This is a genomic window from Pseudomonas sp. BF-R-30, assembly GCF_019956175.1.
Taxonomy (GTDB): domain Bacteria; phylum Pseudomonadota; class Gammaproteobacteria; order Pseudomonadales; family Pseudomonadaceae; genus Aquipseudomonas; species Aquipseudomonas jessenii.
The window spans coordinates 1-16,122 of sequence record NZ_JAHBDE010000054.1 but is presented as its reverse complement, the minus strand read 5'-3'; the positions used below and the strand labels follow the sequence as shown (position 1 = coordinate 16,122).

Here is a 16,122-nt window from a genome sequence, read left to right as displayed (position 1 = left end):
TCCCGAACTCAGCAGTGAAACGATGCATCGCCGATGGTAGTGTGGGGTTTCCCCATGTGAGAGTAGGTCATCGTCAAGATTAAATTCCGAAACCCCTATCTGCGTATGCAGGTAGGGGTTTTGTTTTTGGCGCTCCTGTAGGCGCGAGCTTGCTCGCGAAAAACCCGCGAGCGCTGCGGGGCGTCAGGTTTCCCGTGTCATCGTTAACGTCCATCGCGAGCAGGCTCGCTCCTACAATGAAGCCAATTACTGCCCCAACCGCTCCAGCGTGTGCTCCAAGGGATCCAGCGACACACAAATAAAACCATCAAGCGGTCGATTGAGTTCCTCTACCAGCAGGATGGTTGCCCCCGTCGACAGGGCACACATCAGCAATACGGCGACAATGGTGCCGTTGCAGGGTGCAAACAGGCCGAACGAACCGAAGATAATCCCCAGCCACGTCACCAGGATCACCAGCATCACCGGTGGAATCGATTGATTGGCCTGCAGCAGGGTCAGCCAGCGGGCGGCAAACACGGTGTCCATGTCTTGCAATGCCTTGGCTTTGAGCGCGCGCTGATCATCGTTGCCGGGCGTCAGTGACTCGACCTGGCGTTGCAGGCCTTCGGAGCGACGGATCACTTCTGGGCTATCGAGTTTTTCAATCTGACGGTGATCGCGGGTCGCGAGCACCTGGGTGACTTCGGCGTAGTTGTGCTTGAGCTCGGTGCGGATGCCCTGGGTGTCGGGGCCGTAGCGGGCCAGCAAGCGGTCGAATTGAACCACTTTCGCCGCCGCGCCCTCCAGTTCGGCATTGGCCGTATCGAAGGTGCCTTTGGCAGAGGAAACGAGCAGGCCGAGGACCAGCGCCGACATCGTTGCGATGAGGCCGGTGGCCAGCTTCACCACCGCCACGGAGTCATCGCTCAGATGATGGCTCGGTAATCGCTCCCTCACGTACGAGCCCATCAGTGCGCTGGCGGACAGGCAGGCGAAAACGATGAGGGCGATCACCACGTCATTCAAATTCAACCTCCGTTGATGCTGTCCTCCAAGGGGAGATATCTACTGGTACTTGATCACGATACCTTTGAGCTTGCGTCCCTCGATGGTCCTCACATCGCGTGCCCACAGCGGCCCGCTGGCATAGGCACCCACCGCTTGAATGTGGTCATAGACGACCACCACGGCGTCGCCACCGAGTTTGGCGGACTCTTCCCGCAGCTTCTGTTCGACTTCGGTAATCGGCGGGGCAGGGTCGATGCTGGCGTCGATCAACACTTCACCCAGGCGCATATGTGGGCGCAGAGGCTCCGAGCGCAGTACGACAACCTGGTCCGGCGATGTCGGTGCCGGATGTTCTACACCGACATAGGCGGTGGTCTGGGCATCGACAGTGGCGCAACCATTGAGGGTCAGCAGGCTGGCGATCATTCCACCGGCCAGTAGCAAGAGCTTGCAACGGGTGGGCCAGGACGCGTCGTGGGCCGGCATAGTGGGTATCCTCCTCAGGTTCGCTGATATCCGTATGGCTAGTTGACGGTAGCAGACAGGCCGGGAGTTGCCAGAAAGCCCAACCTTTTCAGGTCGGGCTTTTTTGTGCCTTCAATACTCTCGATCGACCAAGGCCTTTCACTGATCCTTTTCGCAATTGACCATCCACGACACACCAAAACGGTCGACCAGCATGCCGAAGCGTGCTGCCCAGAACGTGGTTTCCAGTGGCATTTGCACAGTGCCACCGTCCGTCAGTGCCTTGAAGACCCGTTCGGCCTCGGCAATGCTGTTGACGTTGAGTGAGATCGAGCAACCACTCATGCCCTGGACGGGACGATCCGGAGTGGTGTCCGACCCCATGATCGCCTGATCGCCCACGATCAGGCGGGTATGGATGATCAGGTTGTGCAGATCCGTGGGGACATGCTCACCGGCAGGCGTTTCGCCGAAGGTCATCATGGCTTCGATCTGGCCTTGCAGGCACTGCGCGTAGAACGTGAAGGCCGCTTTGCAGTCGCCGTTGAAGATAAGGTAGGGATTGATTTTCATGGTGGGCTCCAGGTGCTCGAGTACATACAACGGTTTGGACGCCGGTTTTTTCGGCGAATTCCGATTGTGTCGAGCCGACAAGCAAAGCGCTAAATCTTTGTCGAAGCTTGTGTTTCTTTAGATGTTTTTTCGATAGGACGCGCGAGGCTTATCGCCTCCGGCACACGTCGCGGCGCCAGTACACGTTCGATGGCGCCGCTGACCATGCTTTCGAGCAGCTCCTCACGTTCCTGCTCGTCCAGCACATGGGGTGTCAGCCAGCTGGGAGCACTGTTGAGCAGGGCGCCAATGGCATGCCCGGCGGCCAGCAGGCCTTGCTCGCTGAAACGGGACTTGGCGCCCAGCATCCTCAGCAACGTGCGTTCGTATTGCTCGCGCAATTGCCGGACCCGATCCTGTTGCTCTTCGTTCAGGCAACCGCTGTCGCGCTCCACCAGGCGGAAATGCCAGGGCATCTCCCGATGCAGATTCAGATGGGCGCGGATCAGACTGTTGAGTTTGTCGCGCTTGCCTGGGGCCTTTTGCTGGATACGTCCCAGGGTGGCCAGCAGCTCCTCGTAGAACTCCTCGATCAGGTCGAGCAGCAGATGCTGTTTGCTGGGGTAATGGTGATACAGCGAGCCTGGGGAGAGCCCCAGGCACGTCGCGAGCTCACGCATGCCGACCTGGCCGAACCCCTTGCAGGCAAACAGCTCCAGGACCTTGTCCCGGTACTCGGCAAAGCGCGAGCAACGCTCAGGCATAGGCATGGAAGCCGCGCCCCGTTTTACGTCCCAGGTAACCGGCGGCGACCATTTCCTTGAGCAACGGCGCCGGGCGATATTTGCTGTCGTTGAAACCGTCATAGAAGGCTTCAAGGATCGACAACAGGGTGTCCAGGCCAATCAGGTCCGCCAGGGCCAACGGGCCGATAGGCTGGTTGCAGCCCAGGCGCATGCCGGCGTCGATGTCTTCGGCGCTGGCCAGGCCTTCCTGGAACACCAGGATCGCTTCGTTGATCATCGGCACCAGGATCCGGTTGACCACAAAGCCCGGGCGGTTGCCGGCGGTAATTGCGGTTTTGCCGAGGGTGGTTGCCATGTCCAGCGCCAGTTGGTGGGTCGCGTCACTGGTTTGCAGGCCACGGATGACTTCGATCAGGCCCATCACCGGCACCGGGTTGAAGAAATGCAGGCCGATGAAGCGTTCAGGCTGGCTGACACTGGCGGCGAGTTGGGTGATCGACAGCGACGAGGTATTGGAGGCAATGACGCATTCGCTGCTGACTTGCGCGGCAATCTGTTGCAGCACACGCAGTTTCAGGTCGAGATTTTCCGTCGCAGCTTCGATGACCAGCTGTGCGTTTTGCAGGCTGCTGTAGTCGGTGCTGGTGCGGATTTTGTCGAGGGCGGCCTGTTTCTGCTCCGGCGTCAGGGTTTCCTTGGCGATCTGCCGGTCCAGGTTTTTGCCGACCGTTGCGACGGCTTTTTGCAAAGCGCTTTCGGAAATATCGAGCAAGGTCACGTTGAAACCGGCCATGGCGCAGACTTGGGCGATGCCGTTGCCCATGGTGCCCGCACCGATCACCCCGATGTTTTGCAGATTCATCTTCCCATCCTTCGATCAAACCCTGCGATACCTTGGCCGCGATTGCGGCCGAAGGCGTACTATTGCCGCGAGTCTAGAGCCGGCAGGGCGGTTGTCCTATGCCAAAACTGTTCAACGGCACTGATGTTTTTTGCCATTCGGGTGATGAGAGAGAAGCGAACCAATGCGGGAAAAGGACTCGGTTGCCGCCTATTTCGTGCAGGCAATGATCCATGGGCTGCGCGATGATCCGCAGCGCGTGACGGCCGTGCTCGAACAGGCGGGCATTGATCCGGCGGTCATGCACCAACCCACGGCGCGGGTGCCGGCCAATGCGTTTGCGGCGTTGTGGCTGATCCAGATCCGCGAGCTCGACGATGAGTTTTTCGGGCTCGATTCCCATGGCATGCCGCCGGGCAGTTTCGCCCTGATTTGCCGTGCCTTGATTCAGGAGCCCGATCTGCACAAGGCCATGCGTCAATGCCTGGCCAACTTCGGCTTGTTCCTGCGCGACTTTCGCGGCTCTCTGGCCGTGCGTGGCAAGCGTGCGGTCATCAGCCTCGACACCCGTTCGACGGACAACGATGCCAGCCGGTTTGGTGAAGAAACTTTCCTGGTGTTGATGATCAGTCTGCTGTGCTGGCTGGGCGGGCGGCGCATTCCCATTGACCGTGCGGACTTCCGCCATTCGCGCCTGTCGCTGGGTGACGACCGCCTGCTGTGGGGCCCCAACCTGACCTTCGGTGCCGAGCGCACCGAAATCGAATTTGCCAGCCACTACTTGCGCCTGCCCGTGGTTCAGGACCTGGCGTCGCTGAAAGTGTTTCTGCGTACCGCGCCGCAATGGCTGGTGATCCGCTTCCGCAACCAGCATGGCCTGGCATCCCAGGTTCATCAGCGCTTGCGCGGTAGTCATTACAGTCAGTGGCCGACGTTGCAGGCCTTTGCCCTGGAACAGCACCTGAGCCCCAGCACCTTCCGCCGCAAACTGGAGCGTGAAGGCTGTTCCTACCAAGAGATCAAGGACGAAGTCCGCCGTGGCGTGGCCTTTGAGCAATTGCGTCAGAGCGACGCGAGCATCAGCGATATCGCTGAACAACTGGGTTTCCAGGAACCCAGCGCCTTCCATCGGGCGTTCAAGAAGTGGACCGGGGAAAGCCCCGGGCGCTATCGGGCCCGTTATCAGGGGGAGCAGGGCGCAGAGGTCGCTACCCTTGTCGCAGGGGGCGCCGGGACCTGCGAATAAATCCGGGGGCCACACAACCTGTGGGAGCGGGCTTGCTCGCGAAGGCGGAGTGCCAGTCGACATCTCTGTTGAATGACACAGCGCTTTCGCGAGCAAGCCCGCTCCCACAGGGATCTGTCATGGCATTTCCGGCAGTTCCTGTGGGCGCAGGTCAAAGACCAATACTTCAGCATCCACGCCATTGCTCAAGGTCAGCACCTGTTCTTCGCGAACCCGCACACCGTCGCCTTCCTGCAACAACACACCGTTGAGCTCAACGCTGCCCCGGGCCACATGCACATAGGCGTAGCGGTTGGCGGCGAGCTCCAGGGTTGCGCTTTCCTTGCCGTCGATCAGGCCAGCGTACACCCGTGCATCCTGACGCACCTTCAGCGAACCCTTGGCGCCGTCCGGCGAGATGATCAGTTGCAGGCGCCCGCGTTTCTTCTGGGTGCTGAAATGCTCTTGCTGATAGCGCGGTTTGGCGCCGCTGACGTCGGGCACGATCCAGATTTGCAGAAAGTGCACCGGCCGGGTTCCGGAGTGGTTGAATTCACTGTGGGCCACACCGCTGCCTGCGCTCATCAGTTGCACGTCGCCGGGGCGGATCACGGAACCTGTGCCCAGGGTGTCCTTGTGTTCCAGGGCACCTTCAAGCACATAGGAGAAAATCTCCATGTCGCGGTGCGGGTGCTGGCCGAAGCCTTTGCCGGCGGCGACGCGGTCGTCGTTGATCACCAGCAGGTCGGAAAAACCCTGCTCTTTCGGGTTGCGATAGCTGGCGAAGGAAAAGGTATGGAACGACTTCAACCAGCCGTGATTGGCCAGGCCACGATCCGAGGCTTTGCGAAGAGTCAGCATGATGAAATCTCCTTTGGGGACGTGAATTCGTCCGAGTGAGGAGAAGGTTAATGGTTACTGGTTGGTGCAATAAGTAGGTTGAAATTGAAATACTGTCTCTGTCAGGTTGACAGTATTCGGGCGCGAATCAGTTATTCTTTTCCGACTTTGGCTTGTGTCTGGTCATAATGCACAGCACGACTTTTGTGGGAGCGGGCTTGCTCGCGAAGGCGTAGTGTCAGGTTACTTGATGGTGGATGACACACTGCTTTCGCGAGCAAGCCCGCTCCCACAAGGTTCGGTGTGCCAACCCTATAGATCCCAGTGAATTCCAATCCATGAAAACCGTGGCAATGGTGCTGTTTCCCGACTTTCTCCTGCTCGACATGGCCGGGCCCATGGAAGTGTTTTCCATCGCCAATCGTTATCTGAAACCCGAAGATCACTATGTGCTGACGACCATCGGCACCGAGCCCGGTGCACTGCGGGCGTCCAACGGGGTGAGCGTGCACGCCGACCGGCACATCGATCAGGCCTGCGAGGGTTTTGATTTGCTGCTGGTGCCCGGTGGTCCCGGTGCCTACAACGAAAAGCATCCGCCATTGCTCGACTGGCTCAGGCACAACGTCAGCCGGTCCGCCGGTTATGGCTCGATCTGCACCGGGGCGTTCGTGTTGGGGCATGCGGGTTTGCTCGACGGCTATCGCGTCACCACCCACTGGCACTACACCGAGCGGCTGATCAAGGGCTTTCCGAAGGCGACCGTCGAGACCGATCAGATCTTCGTTCAGGACCGCAACCTGATCACTTCCGGTGGCGTCACCGCCGGGATCGACCTGGCCTTGTCGGTGGTCGCCCAGGACCATGGCAAAAAAGTCGCCCAGGACGTGGCCAAGGTGTTGCTGGTGGTCATGAAACGCCAGGGCGGGCAGGCGCAGTTCAGCCCGTTGATGGCGGCGGTGGCCCCTCACGAAACGGCGATTACCCGGGTGCAGAACCATGTGCTTGAACATCTCGATGAAACCTACAGCATCGAGTCCATGGCCGGGCTGGCCAACATGAGCCCGCGTCATTTCGCCAGGGTGTTCGCCCGGGATGTGAACATGACGCCAATGGAGTTTCTGCAAAGCGCGCGTATCGATTGCGCCAGGAACCTGCTGGAAACCACCGAGTTGCCACAAAAGACCGTGGCCTTCAAAAGCGGCTTCGGCAGCGTGCGGCACATGCGTTTTCTGTTCAGTGAAAAGCTCGGCCTGACTCCAACCCAATACCGCGAGCAGTTCAGCTAGCGCGTATGTCCGTCGTGCGCACCGCAATGGCCGTGACGCTCCCCCCGCGGCAGTTGTACCGTCACCGAGGCCTGCCAAGATACCGCTGAACTCATTGCAAGGACGGTGCAGAGCCTGGGCTGGAAGCCAGGCTTGCAGCGAGTGACAGCTCATGAACAGTCTCAGAGATATAAACAGCGAAGCGGTGCTGCAATTCGGGCCCTACGCTTTCCACCTCAGTCAGCGACTGGTGCTGGAGGGCGATCGACCGCTGCGCCTGGGCGGCCGCGCCCTTGACGTGTTGCAGGTGCTGGTCGAGCACGCAGGCTCGGTGGTCAGCAAGGAAGAGTTGATTGCGCAGGTCTGGCCGCGCTCCGTGGTCGAAGAGATCAACCTGCGGGTACACATTGCCGCCCTGCGCCGAGCCCTGGGCGACGGCCAGAACGGCCAGTGCTATATCGTCAACATTCCCCAGCGCGGCTACAGTTTTGTCGCCCCGGTACAGCATTCGCCGCAGCCCGTATCGTTCCCGAGCGAGACCGTAAAAAAGCCCCTGCACAACTTGCCGGCGCGGCTCACGCCGATCACCGGGCGCGATGCGGTTGTCGGCAGCCTGGTGCGGCAGTTGCCGGTGCGCCGATTCATGACCCTGGTCGGGCCTTGCGGGATCGGCAAGACCACCGTGGCGCTGCGCGTGGCCGAACTGTTGTTGCAGCACTATCGGCACGGCGTGTGGCTGGTGGACCTGGCGGCGATCGATGACCCGGCGCAAGTGACCGACCACCTCACACGAACCCTTGGGCTGGAGGTCGGCACCACGCTGGAGGCGCTGGCGCAGCGGCATGCCTTGTTGGTCCTGGACAACTGCGAACACCTGCTCGAACGCTGCCAGACGTTGATCGAAACGCTGCTGGCTTCGCTGCCTCGTCTGTCGATCCTCGCCACCAGCCGCGAGCCGCTCCAGGCGGCGGGCGAAACCGTATTGCGTCTGCCACCGCTGGCGGTGCCGCCGGTGTCAGCGCTGCGCAGTGTTGACGAGGTCATGGGCTATTCGGCGGTGCAGTTATTCGTCAGCCGTGCCCGGGCTCGTCAGCAAGGGTTCACCCTGCGCGAACAAGACCTCAAGACTGTACGGGAAATCTGCCGGCGCCTCGACGGCCTGCCGCTGGCGATTGAATTGGCGGCGGCGCAAATCGATGCGCTGGCGCTGGTGGGGTTGCAAGCGCAACTCGATAACTGTTTTCAATTGCTGTCCCAGGGCCGCCGCACGGCCGTGCCGCGGCACCAGACGCTCAAGGCGGCGCTGGACTGGAGCTACGAACGTTTGACAGCCGCGGAGCAAACCGTGTTGCAGCGCCTGGCAGTGTTCAAAATGGCCTTCACCCGGGACGCAGCGGTCGGCGTGATCTGCTGCGACAGGCTGCCCGCCGCCGACCTGGTCAAGGTGATGGAAAGCCTGGCTCTCAAGTCGCTACTGACCCTGGAGCAGGGGAGGGAAGTGACCCGCTACCGCTTCCTCAACACCACCCGCACCTACGCGCTGGAAAAACTCGAACTCAGTGGTGAGTTGCGCGCCCTTGAAATGCGTTATGCCGGTTACGTCAGTCAAGCGCGCTGGCCTTCAGGCGGGCAGGTGGCATTGCAACTCGTCGAGTAGCCCGCGAACGGTCATCAAGTCTGGCGTGGCGAAACCTTCGGTGTAGCGCTGGTAGATCGGGGCCAGCAATTGATGCGCCCGTTGGGGATCGCCCTGACGCTGCCACAACTGCGCCAGTGAGGTGGCGCTGCGCAGCTCCCAGGCCAGGGCACCCTGGGCCTTTGCCACGTTGAGTGCCTTGAGCAGCATGGTTTCGGCCGTCGCGGTCTGGAGCGAGCAATCGGTTGCCAGCAACGTCCTGGCCCTGGCCCGCAGTATCTCTGCCGTGCTCCAGTCCGAAACACCGCTTTGCGCACGTTCAAGCAAATCATCGTCGACACAGGTTGAATCCAGCGTGACCATGATGTCCTTGATCAAACCGACGCTTTGTCGGCCGATTGGCTGAACATCGGTACCGCCGATCACCCGCGCATAGTGTTGCGCCCAGTCATGGAACAGCAGGACCGAGTGTTTCCGCGCTTGTTGCAGCAGCAGGCGCAGGAGTTCGCGGGCGCTTCGGGTGTCGCCGTTGTAGTGGGCGATCAGGCAGCCGGCGAGCGCCAGGGTGTAGCAGATCGATGTGCCGTGGTTGATCTGTAATGCGATGTCCAGCGCCTGGCGGGCAGTGCGCCAGGCCTGTTCCGGCTGGCCTTGCAGCCAGAGGATGCGCGCGTGGAGGGTCAGCGCCGCGACACTCTGGTCGTATTGCACGCCAAAGCCATGGGTGAAACGGTTGAGATGACCGCTGTGGGCCATGCGTTGCAGCACTTGTTCGGCATGCTCCCCAGCCTGATGCTGGTTGCCGGAGAAGTGCAGGGCGAGCACCCGCAATCGATGCATGCTCAGGGACATCTGGGCGTCGTCTTGCAGCCCCAGGTGATCGAATTGCCGACTCTGTTCCAGGGCCATCTGGTATTGGCCGCAGCTGAGATTGACCGCCAGGTGCCCGGAAATCGCCCGCAACTGACCGGCCACATCGTTGAGTTGGCTGGCCAGGGCTCTGGCGCTGACGAAGGCGCCAACGGTTTCGCTGCTACCTCCTTGAACGTGATAACAGGCACTGCCCAAAGCCAGCTTGAGGGCCATCTGCAAGCGCGGGCAAGGCTCGGCAGACTGCTCGAGCAAGGCCAGCGCCTTGCGCACATAACCGCCGTGTTCCTTGAGCAGTGACAACTCCTGCCACAGCGGCGTGGACGTCGCGGCCAGGCGTATCGCCAGTGCCTGCGGCCCCTGCCCGTGCAAACCCCAATCGAGGGCTGCACGGATGTCCTCCAGGGCCCGGCCATAGCGTTCGAGCCACAAGCCGGTGGACGTTTTCTCCCAGTCGTCCTGCGCCTGTTGCATCGTTGCCAGGCAACGCTCGGCATGCCGCTCCCGTGTCCCGGGCAGGTCGGTGGTTTGCGCAAGTTTTTCCAGGGCATAGCTGCGGGTGGTATCGAGCAGGCGGTAGTAAACATCCTCGTCGCCCACCTCCACGTTCAACAGGGACTTGGCGACCAGTTGGGTGATCGAGCCGAACACCTCGCGGGGTTCGATGTGTTCGCCGACAATCACCGCCGCTGCGGACTCCAGGGTGAAACCGCCGCGAAACACACTCAGTCGGCGCAGGCAGGTCTTTTCGCAGGCGCTGAGTAGCTCGAAGCTCCAGTCCAGTGTCGCGCGCAGGGTCTGATGGCGTGCCGGGGGCGTCTGGCTGGGCTGGGTCAACACCCGGAAGTTGCTTTGCAACTGCGTCAACAAGCCGGGCAATCCGAAGTTGCCCACTTGCGCCGCCGCCAGTTCGATGGCCAGTGGAATGCCGTCCAGTCGGTGGCAGATGTCGATCAACAGCGGCAGTTCATCGTCCGTCAGTTCAAAGCTGTCATGGCTGGCCATGGCCCGCTCGACAAACAGTTGCAGGGCGGAAAAGGTCATCGCCTGGGCGCAGTCGAGGACGGCGATGGGCGGAGGGCAGTCGAGTGATTCCAGGCGCTGGACGAATTCGCCTTCGGCCCGCAGGCTTTCGCGGCTGGTGGCGAGAATATGCACGTGCGGCGCACTGCGCAGAATGGTTTCGCAGAGGTGGGCGATGGCGTCGACCAGGTGCTCGCAGTTGTCGATGACCAACAGCATTTGCCTGTCGCGCAGACAGTCGGCAAGACCGCTCAGGGGGGCGTCGTTGTGCAGGGCCAGTTCGAGCAACGTCGCCAGATGACCGTCGATCATCAGCGGGCAGTTGATCGGGGCCAGGTCCAGCAGGCGAATGCCGTCCCGGTAGCGACCGATCATTTGTTCGGCGACCCGCAAGGCCACGGTGGTCTTGCCGATGCCGCCGGGACCGACGAGGGTGATGAAGCGCTGGCGTGGCAGTTGCACCACCAGATTGTCGACCAGGGTCTGCCGGCCGATCATTCGCGTGCGGCGCACCGGCAGGTTATGCCGGCTCGGTGCGCAAGCCACGGGCGCTGGCGGTTGCTCGGCCTGCTCCAGTGAGTACGGTGCGACGAAGCTGTACCCGCGCTGGGCCACGGTGACGATGTAGCGCTGGCCGGCCTGACCGTCGCCGAGCGCCTTGCGCAACGCGGCCATGTGCACCCGCAGGTTGATGTCTTCGACCACGCTGTTGGGCCAGACCCGGGCGATCAGTTGCTGCTTGCTGACCACGTTGCCGGCGTGCTCAAGCAGGATCAACAGGATGTCCATGGCGCGCCGCCCCAGGCGCAAAGGCTGGTCGGCCTCCATCACCAGGCGTTGTCCGGGGTAGACCCGGTAGGGGCCGAAATGCACAGCCTGTTCGGGGGAAAGGGTCAACGAGTCGCTCCTGCTGCATCCGTCTGGTACGCGGTTTTCGAGCATATTCCTCAAGTTTTTTAGCCAGCGCAATGCGCTGCCCGGGTGACTGTCGGGTGCGGGTGTTGACTCTAGCGTATCGGTCAAGGGGCGTCAGCCCGATGATCATTGGGCGCGACAGATGGACAGCGATAGCCGGGGCTTTTTGCGCGCCATGGAAAATTAACAACGTTTAACTCGTCCTGCGTTCGGTCTGCACTCAAAACTCTCTTCCCTGTAGGAGCGAGCTTGCTCGCGATGGTGTGTCAGCCACATGGGTGTCGACTGATACTCCATCGCGAGCAAGCTCGCTCCTACAAGGGATTTCAACCCCTCTCAAGGACAAACCAATGAGCAACGTGGTGGTGGTCTATCACAGTGGCTACGGGCACACCCGGGTCATGGCCGAAGCCGTGGCCGGTGGCGTGGAACGGCACCTTGGCAGCACCTGCCAGTTGATCCCGGTCGAAGAGGTAGACGAGCACTGGGAGCGGCTGCACTACGCCGACGCCATCATTTTCGGCGCGCCGACCTACATGGGCAGCGCCTCGGCGGCCTTCAAGGCGTTCATGGAGGCCACGGCGGCGTTCTACCTGACCCAGCCCTGGCGCGACAAACTCGCGGCGGGCTTCACCAACTCCGGCAGCCTGTGCGGCGACAAGCTCAACACCTTGCTGCAAATGACGGTGTTCGCCGCCCAGCACTCGATGATCTGGGTCGGCCTCGACCTGCTGCCGGCACGCTCCAGCACCGGCGCGTTCAACGGCCAACTCAATCGTCTGGGTAGCTCACTGGGCGCCATGGCCCAGTCGAATGTCGAGCAATCCCCTGACGATGCCCCTCCGCCCGAGGATCGCTGCACCGCCGCGCACCTGGGCGAGCGGGTGGCGCGTCTGGCCGATCGCCTGCGCCACTGACCCGTTTGATTCACCCCCCAACCCTCGTTAAGGAGGCATCACCCATGAGCACTTTCACTACCCGCGATGGCGTCGAGATTTACTACAAGGACTGGGGCACCGGTCAGCCGATTGTCTTCAGTCACGGCTGGCCACTGAACGCCGACAGCTGGGAATCGCAGATGATCTTCCTGGCCTCCAAGGGCTATCGGGTCATCGCCCACGACCGTCGCGGTCATGGGCGTTCCAGCCAGCCGTGGTCGGGCAATGACATGGACCATTACGCCGACGATCTGGCACAGTTGATCGAGCTGCTCGACCTGCAAAACGCCGTGCTGTTCGGCTTCTCCACCGGCGGTGGCGAGGTGGCGCGTTACATCGGTCGCCACGGCACCGGCCGCGTGGCCAAGGCCGGGCTGATTTCCGCGGTGCCACCGCTGATGCTCAAGACCGAAGCCAACCCCGGCGGCCTGCCGCTGGAAGTGTTCGACGGCATCCGCCAGGCCTCGCTGGCCGACCGTTCGCAGCTGTACATCGACCTCGCCAGCGGCCCGTTCTTCGGCTTCAACAAGCCTGACGCGAAACCGTCCCAGGGCATGATCGACTGGTTCTGGATGCAGGGCATGATGGCCGGCCACAAGAACGCCTATGACTGCATCAAGGCGTTCTCGGAAACCGACTTCACCGAAGACCTGCAGAAGTTCGACGTGCCGACGCTGGTGGTGCATGGCGACGCGGATCAGGTCGTGCCGTATGAAGCGGCGGGCGTCTCCTGCGCCAAACTGGTAAAGGGCTCGACCCTGAAGATTTACCCGGGCGCCCCTCACGGTTTGACGGACACCCATAAGGATCAGCTCAACGCTGACCTGTTGGCGTTCTTGAAAGGTTAAAAAGCCGGATCAAGGGATCGCAGGTTTCGCCAGCGCCTACACGGTAACGTGCATACCCGTAGGCGCTGCCGAAGGCTGCGATCTTTTGCCATTGTGGACGATGCCGCGGACAAACTGACAGCGCCAGGCAAACGGATTGATGCCTTCGCTGCGGGTGAAGATGTGGCAGAAGTGCGCCTGATCGCAGAAGCCGCATTCGAGGCTGATCTGCGTGAGGCTGAGGTTGGTGTGCTGGATCAATTGCTTGGCCAGGGCAATGCGCTGCTGGCGAATCCAGTCCTGTGGCGAGAGGCCGGTGCTGCACTTGAACGCGCGGGAGAAGTGACTGCGCGACAGGGCGCAGGCCTGCGCCAGTTCGGTGACTTCCAGGCTGTCGCCCAAGCGTTCGAGGATCAGTTGTTTGACCAGCTTTTCGCGCTGCGGGCTGAGGCCGCCGGTGTTTTTCTTTGGCACCGGCGTGAATGACGCGGGGGCGGCATTTTGCTGAACGTGAGCCATGGCGAATGTCCGTGTCGGTAGGCTTCATTCTTGGACCCGAAGGCTCTGGCTTACGAGTTAATCGTTGTTAATTTCTCGCTCACCGCGGGAAGTCTTGGGTAAAGTCAGACACAATTCTCATCCTCGCGCCCGGCCGAACACACATAAGGAACCCGTGCCTATGAACCGTAACGATCTGCGTCGCGTCGACATGAACCTGCTGGTGATTTTCGAGGCCCTGATGTTCGAAAAGAACCTGACCCGAGTCGCGGAAAAACTGTTCATGGGCCAACCGGCGGTGAGCGCCGCGCTGGGGCGTTTGCGCGATCTGTTCGACGATCCGTTGCTGCTGCGCAACGGACGCGGCATGGAACCGACGGCGCGCGCATTGGCGATTCTCAAGGAATTGCAGCCAGCGATGGACACCATCTCCGGTGCGGTCAGCCGGGCCAAGGAATTCGATCCTGCGACCAGTTGCGATGTGTTTCGCATCGGGTTGTCGGACGATGCCGAGTTCGGTTTGTTTCCACCGTTGCTGCGTCAGTTGCAAGAGGAAGCACCGGGCATCGTCGTGGTCGTGCGGCGAGCCAATTACCTGTTGATGCCAGCGCTGTTGGCGTCGGGGGAAATTTCGGTGGGCGTGAGCTACACCACGGATCTGCCGGCCAATGCCAAGCGCAAGAAGCTGCGCGATATCCCCTGCAAAGTGCTGCGCGGCGACACCCGGCCTGGGACGCTGACCCTGGATGAGTACTGCGAGCGGCCCCATGCGATGGTGTCTTTTTCCGGCGACCTGAGTGGCAACATCGACCTGGATCTGGCGAAGGTCGGGCGTAGTCGTCGTGTGGTGCTGGGGGTGCCGCAGTTCAGTGGGTTGCGGGCGTTGCTCGCCGGGACCGAGATGATTGCCACTGTGCCGGATTATGCGGCGTGTGCGTTGGTCGAGGGCTGTGGCTTGCGCGCTGAGGATCCGCCGTTCGAGATTGAGGCGGCGCAGTTGTCGATGGCCTGGAGCGGGGTGCATGACAATGATCCGGCGGAGCGGTGGTTGCGGTCGCGGATCGGTCAGTTCATGTCTGTGGCTTTGGATGTTTCATAGGTGTTGACCTTGGCGGCCTCTGGGCCGACCAGGTTCTTGGTTGATTGAGTACATATCCGTTACTTCGGTAACGGCGGCTTATGGTTTCGCCCTTACGGCGAGTCCCTTTTGTCAAACGACACAAAAGGAACCAAAAAGTCTCGCCCCTTACGTACGGCCCCTCGCTGAGGCTCGGGGTTCCTTCGCTCCGGCATTCATCCGGGGGCATCGCCCTCCGGTTGGCTTCGCTGGCACCTACATGCGATGTGTTCGACTGCGTCGAACGGCGCTGCGCGCCAATCCCCGGATAAACACCTCCACTCAGCCTGCCGAGGGGGCGGGTGGATCAAGATCAAAAGCTGCAGGCGAGCTAACGCTCGGCCTGATGAGTGGTGAGAAGCGACGCGGTGGTGCGGGATGCTCTGCTTTTTGCTCTTCTGTGGGAGCGAGCTTGCTCGCGATGGTGGCCTGCCAGCCGACCAATTTCTTTCGAGTGTACCCAGCCCAACTGTAGGAGCGAGCCTGCTCGCGAAGGCGGCCTGCCAGCCGACCAATCACTTGCTGATGCACACCGATCAAATTGTGGGAGCGAGCTTGCTCGCGAAGGCGGCCTGCCAGCCGCCCAATCACTTGCAGATGTACTCAGCACCTGTGGGAGCGAGCTTGCTCGCGAAGGCGACCTGACAGCCGCCCAATCACTTGCTGATGTACTCAGTACCTGTGGGAGCGGGCTTGCTCGCGAAGGCGACCTGACAGCCGCCCAATCACTTGCAGATGTACTCAGCACCTGTGGGAGCGAGCTTGCTCGCGAAGGCGACCTGACAGCCGCCCAATCACTTGCAGATGTACTCAGCACCTGTGGGAGCGGGCTTGCCCGCGAAGGCGGCCTGACAGCCGACCAATCTCTCACAGACATACGCTGATCCACTGTAGGAGCGAGCCTGCTCGCGATAGCGGTGTATCAGTCAACACCAATGCCGGATGTAATGCCGCCATCGCGAGCAAGCTCGCTCCCACAGGGAATGTGCAGTGTTCTGAAAGCCCTGTTTAAAAGCCGTCAGCCTCTATTCCTGAAAGCCACACCGCCTTGCGTCGTTGCCTACAACTACGCCAGAATCCGCCGGCTTGTGAGTCTTGGCCCTGATCTCTATCGTTCTCCACGTCGCTGCCCATTCAGCGATCGGGTTTAGCAGCTCGGTAAATTTCAAGGCTCGCCAGTGTCACCTTCAGATCAGTCCGATCTGCAATTTGGTGGCTGTGCGTGGGGCACTTAGGTGCGCCGGGTTCCTTGATCCCTGGTCTGCTAACCCGCGTACAGCCGCCACCCAATTCGTTTAGCAGCGACTTGTGGCGGCTCCATTGATCAAGGAGCTTGACCATGTTCAAACCCACCCCCAATCCCCCGAAAGC

General features: G+C 61.2%; 15 protein-coding genes. 6 read left to right on the top strand and 9 right to left on the bottom strand.

The annotated features are described in order from the left end of the window. Positions 1–246: 246 nt before the first annotated feature. From KGB20_RS22870 to KGB20_RS22850, 5 genes are all read right to left on the bottom strand, one after another. The gene (locus tag KGB20_RS22870) at positions 247–999 is read right to left on the bottom strand and encodes a hypothetical protein (protein ID WP_223473825.1); all 753 of its coding nucleotides are present in this window, start codon (positions 997–999) and stop codon (positions 247–249) included. 48 nt (positions 1,000–1,047) lie between these two features. Further along, positions 1,048–1,476, bottom strand: coding sequence for a hypothetical protein (locus KGB20_RS22865; protein WP_057715522.1), 429 nt, complete (start codon positions 1,474–1,476; stop codon positions 1,048–1,050). 138 nt (positions 1,477–1,614) lie between these two features. Beyond that, positions 1,615–2,028, bottom strand: coding sequence for a VOC family protein (locus KGB20_RS22860; protein WP_154910956.1), 414 nt, complete (start codon positions 2,026–2,028; stop codon positions 1,615–1,617). An 89-nt stretch (positions 2,029–2,117) separates the two neighbouring features. Next, the gene (locus KGB20_RS22855) at positions 2,118–2,777 is read right to left on the bottom strand and encodes a TetR/AcrR family transcriptional regulator (protein WP_057715520.1); all 660 of its coding nucleotides are present in this window, start codon (positions 2,775–2,777) and stop codon (positions 2,118–2,120) included. After that, positions 2,764–3,615, bottom strand: coding sequence for a 3-hydroxybutyryl-CoA dehydrogenase (locus tag KGB20_RS22850; protein ID WP_057715519.1), 852 nt, complete (start codon positions 3,613–3,615; stop codon positions 2,764–2,766). Before KGB20_RS22850 ends, KGB20_RS22855 begins: the two co-directional genes overlap by 14 nt. A 163-nt stretch (positions 3,616–3,778) precedes the next feature. On the opposite strand from KGB20_RS22850, the gene KGB20_RS22845 reads away from it, so the two are divergent. Next, complete coding sequence (locus KGB20_RS22845; RefSeq protein ID WP_057715518.1) at positions 3,779–4,840, top strand: AraC family transcriptional regulator; 1,062 nt, start codon at positions 3,779–3,781, stop codon at positions 4,838–4,840. A gap of 117 nt (positions 4,841–4,957) precedes the next feature. On the opposite strand, the gene KGB20_RS22835 is transcribed toward KGB20_RS22845, so the two are convergent. Next, positions 4,958–5,680, bottom strand: a complete 723-nt coding sequence (locus KGB20_RS22835) for a pirin family protein (RefSeq protein ID WP_154910957.1) — start codon at positions 5,678–5,680, stop codon at positions 4,958–4,960. Between the two features lie 317 nt (positions 5,681–5,997). Here KGB20_RS22835 and KGB20_RS22830 point away from each other — a divergent pair, with 317 nt between their 5' ends. Further along, complete coding sequence (locus KGB20_RS22830) at positions 5,998–6,948, top strand: GlxA family transcriptional regulator (protein WP_154910958.1); 951 nt, start codon at positions 5,998–6,000, stop codon at positions 6,946–6,948. Between the two features lie 151 nt (positions 6,949–7,099). Then, positions 7,100–8,584, top strand: a complete 1,485-nt coding sequence (locus KGB20_RS22825; RefSeq protein WP_154910959.1) for an ATP-binding protein — start codon at positions 7,100–7,102, stop codon at positions 8,582–8,584. Here the strand turns inward: KGB20_RS22825 and KGB20_RS22820 are convergent. Beyond that, the gene (locus KGB20_RS22820; protein WP_154910960.1) at positions 8,549–11,353 is read right to left on the bottom strand and encodes an ATP-binding protein; all 2,805 of its coding nucleotides are present in this window, start codon (positions 11,351–11,353) and stop codon (positions 8,549–8,551) included. The two genes, KGB20_RS22825 and KGB20_RS22820, sit on opposite strands and share 36 nt — an antisense overlap. A gap of 368 nt (positions 11,354–11,721) precedes the next feature. Here KGB20_RS22820 and KGB20_RS22815 point away from each other — a divergent pair, with 368 nt between their 5' ends. Together KGB20_RS22815 and KGB20_RS22810 are read left to right on the top strand one after the other, a co-directional pair. Next, complete coding sequence (locus KGB20_RS22815; protein WP_150814710.1) at positions 11,722–12,288, top strand: flavodoxin family protein; 567 nt, start codon at positions 11,722–11,724, stop codon at positions 12,286–12,288. A 44-nt stretch (positions 12,289–12,332) separates the two neighbouring features. Next, the gene (locus tag KGB20_RS22810; protein WP_057715512.1) at positions 12,333–13,157 is read left to right on the top strand and encodes an alpha/beta fold hydrolase; all 825 of its coding nucleotides are present in this window, start codon (positions 12,333–12,335) and stop codon (positions 13,155–13,157) included. Between the two features lie 36 nt (positions 13,158–13,193). On the opposite strand, the gene KGB20_RS22805 is transcribed toward KGB20_RS22810, so the two are convergent. Next, positions 13,194–13,655: a helix-turn-helix domain-containing protein gene (locus KGB20_RS22805; protein ID WP_150814708.1), complete on the bottom strand. Its 462-nt coding sequence runs from the start codon at positions 13,653–13,655 to the stop codon at positions 13,194–13,196. Between the two features lie 160 nt (positions 13,656–13,815). Between KGB20_RS22805 and KGB20_RS22800 the strand changes: the two genes are divergently transcribed. Beyond that, entirely contained in the window at positions 13,816–14,733 is a 918-nt protein-coding gene (locus KGB20_RS22800) for a LysR family transcriptional regulator (protein ID WP_057715510.1), read from the top strand. Between the two features lie 1,152 nt (positions 14,734–15,885). Here the strand turns inward: KGB20_RS22800 and KGB20_RS22795 are convergent. Further along, a partial coding sequence (locus KGB20_RS22795) for a hypothetical protein (RefSeq protein ID WP_223509025.1) occupies positions 15,886–16,122 on the bottom strand: 237 nt, incomplete at its 5' end.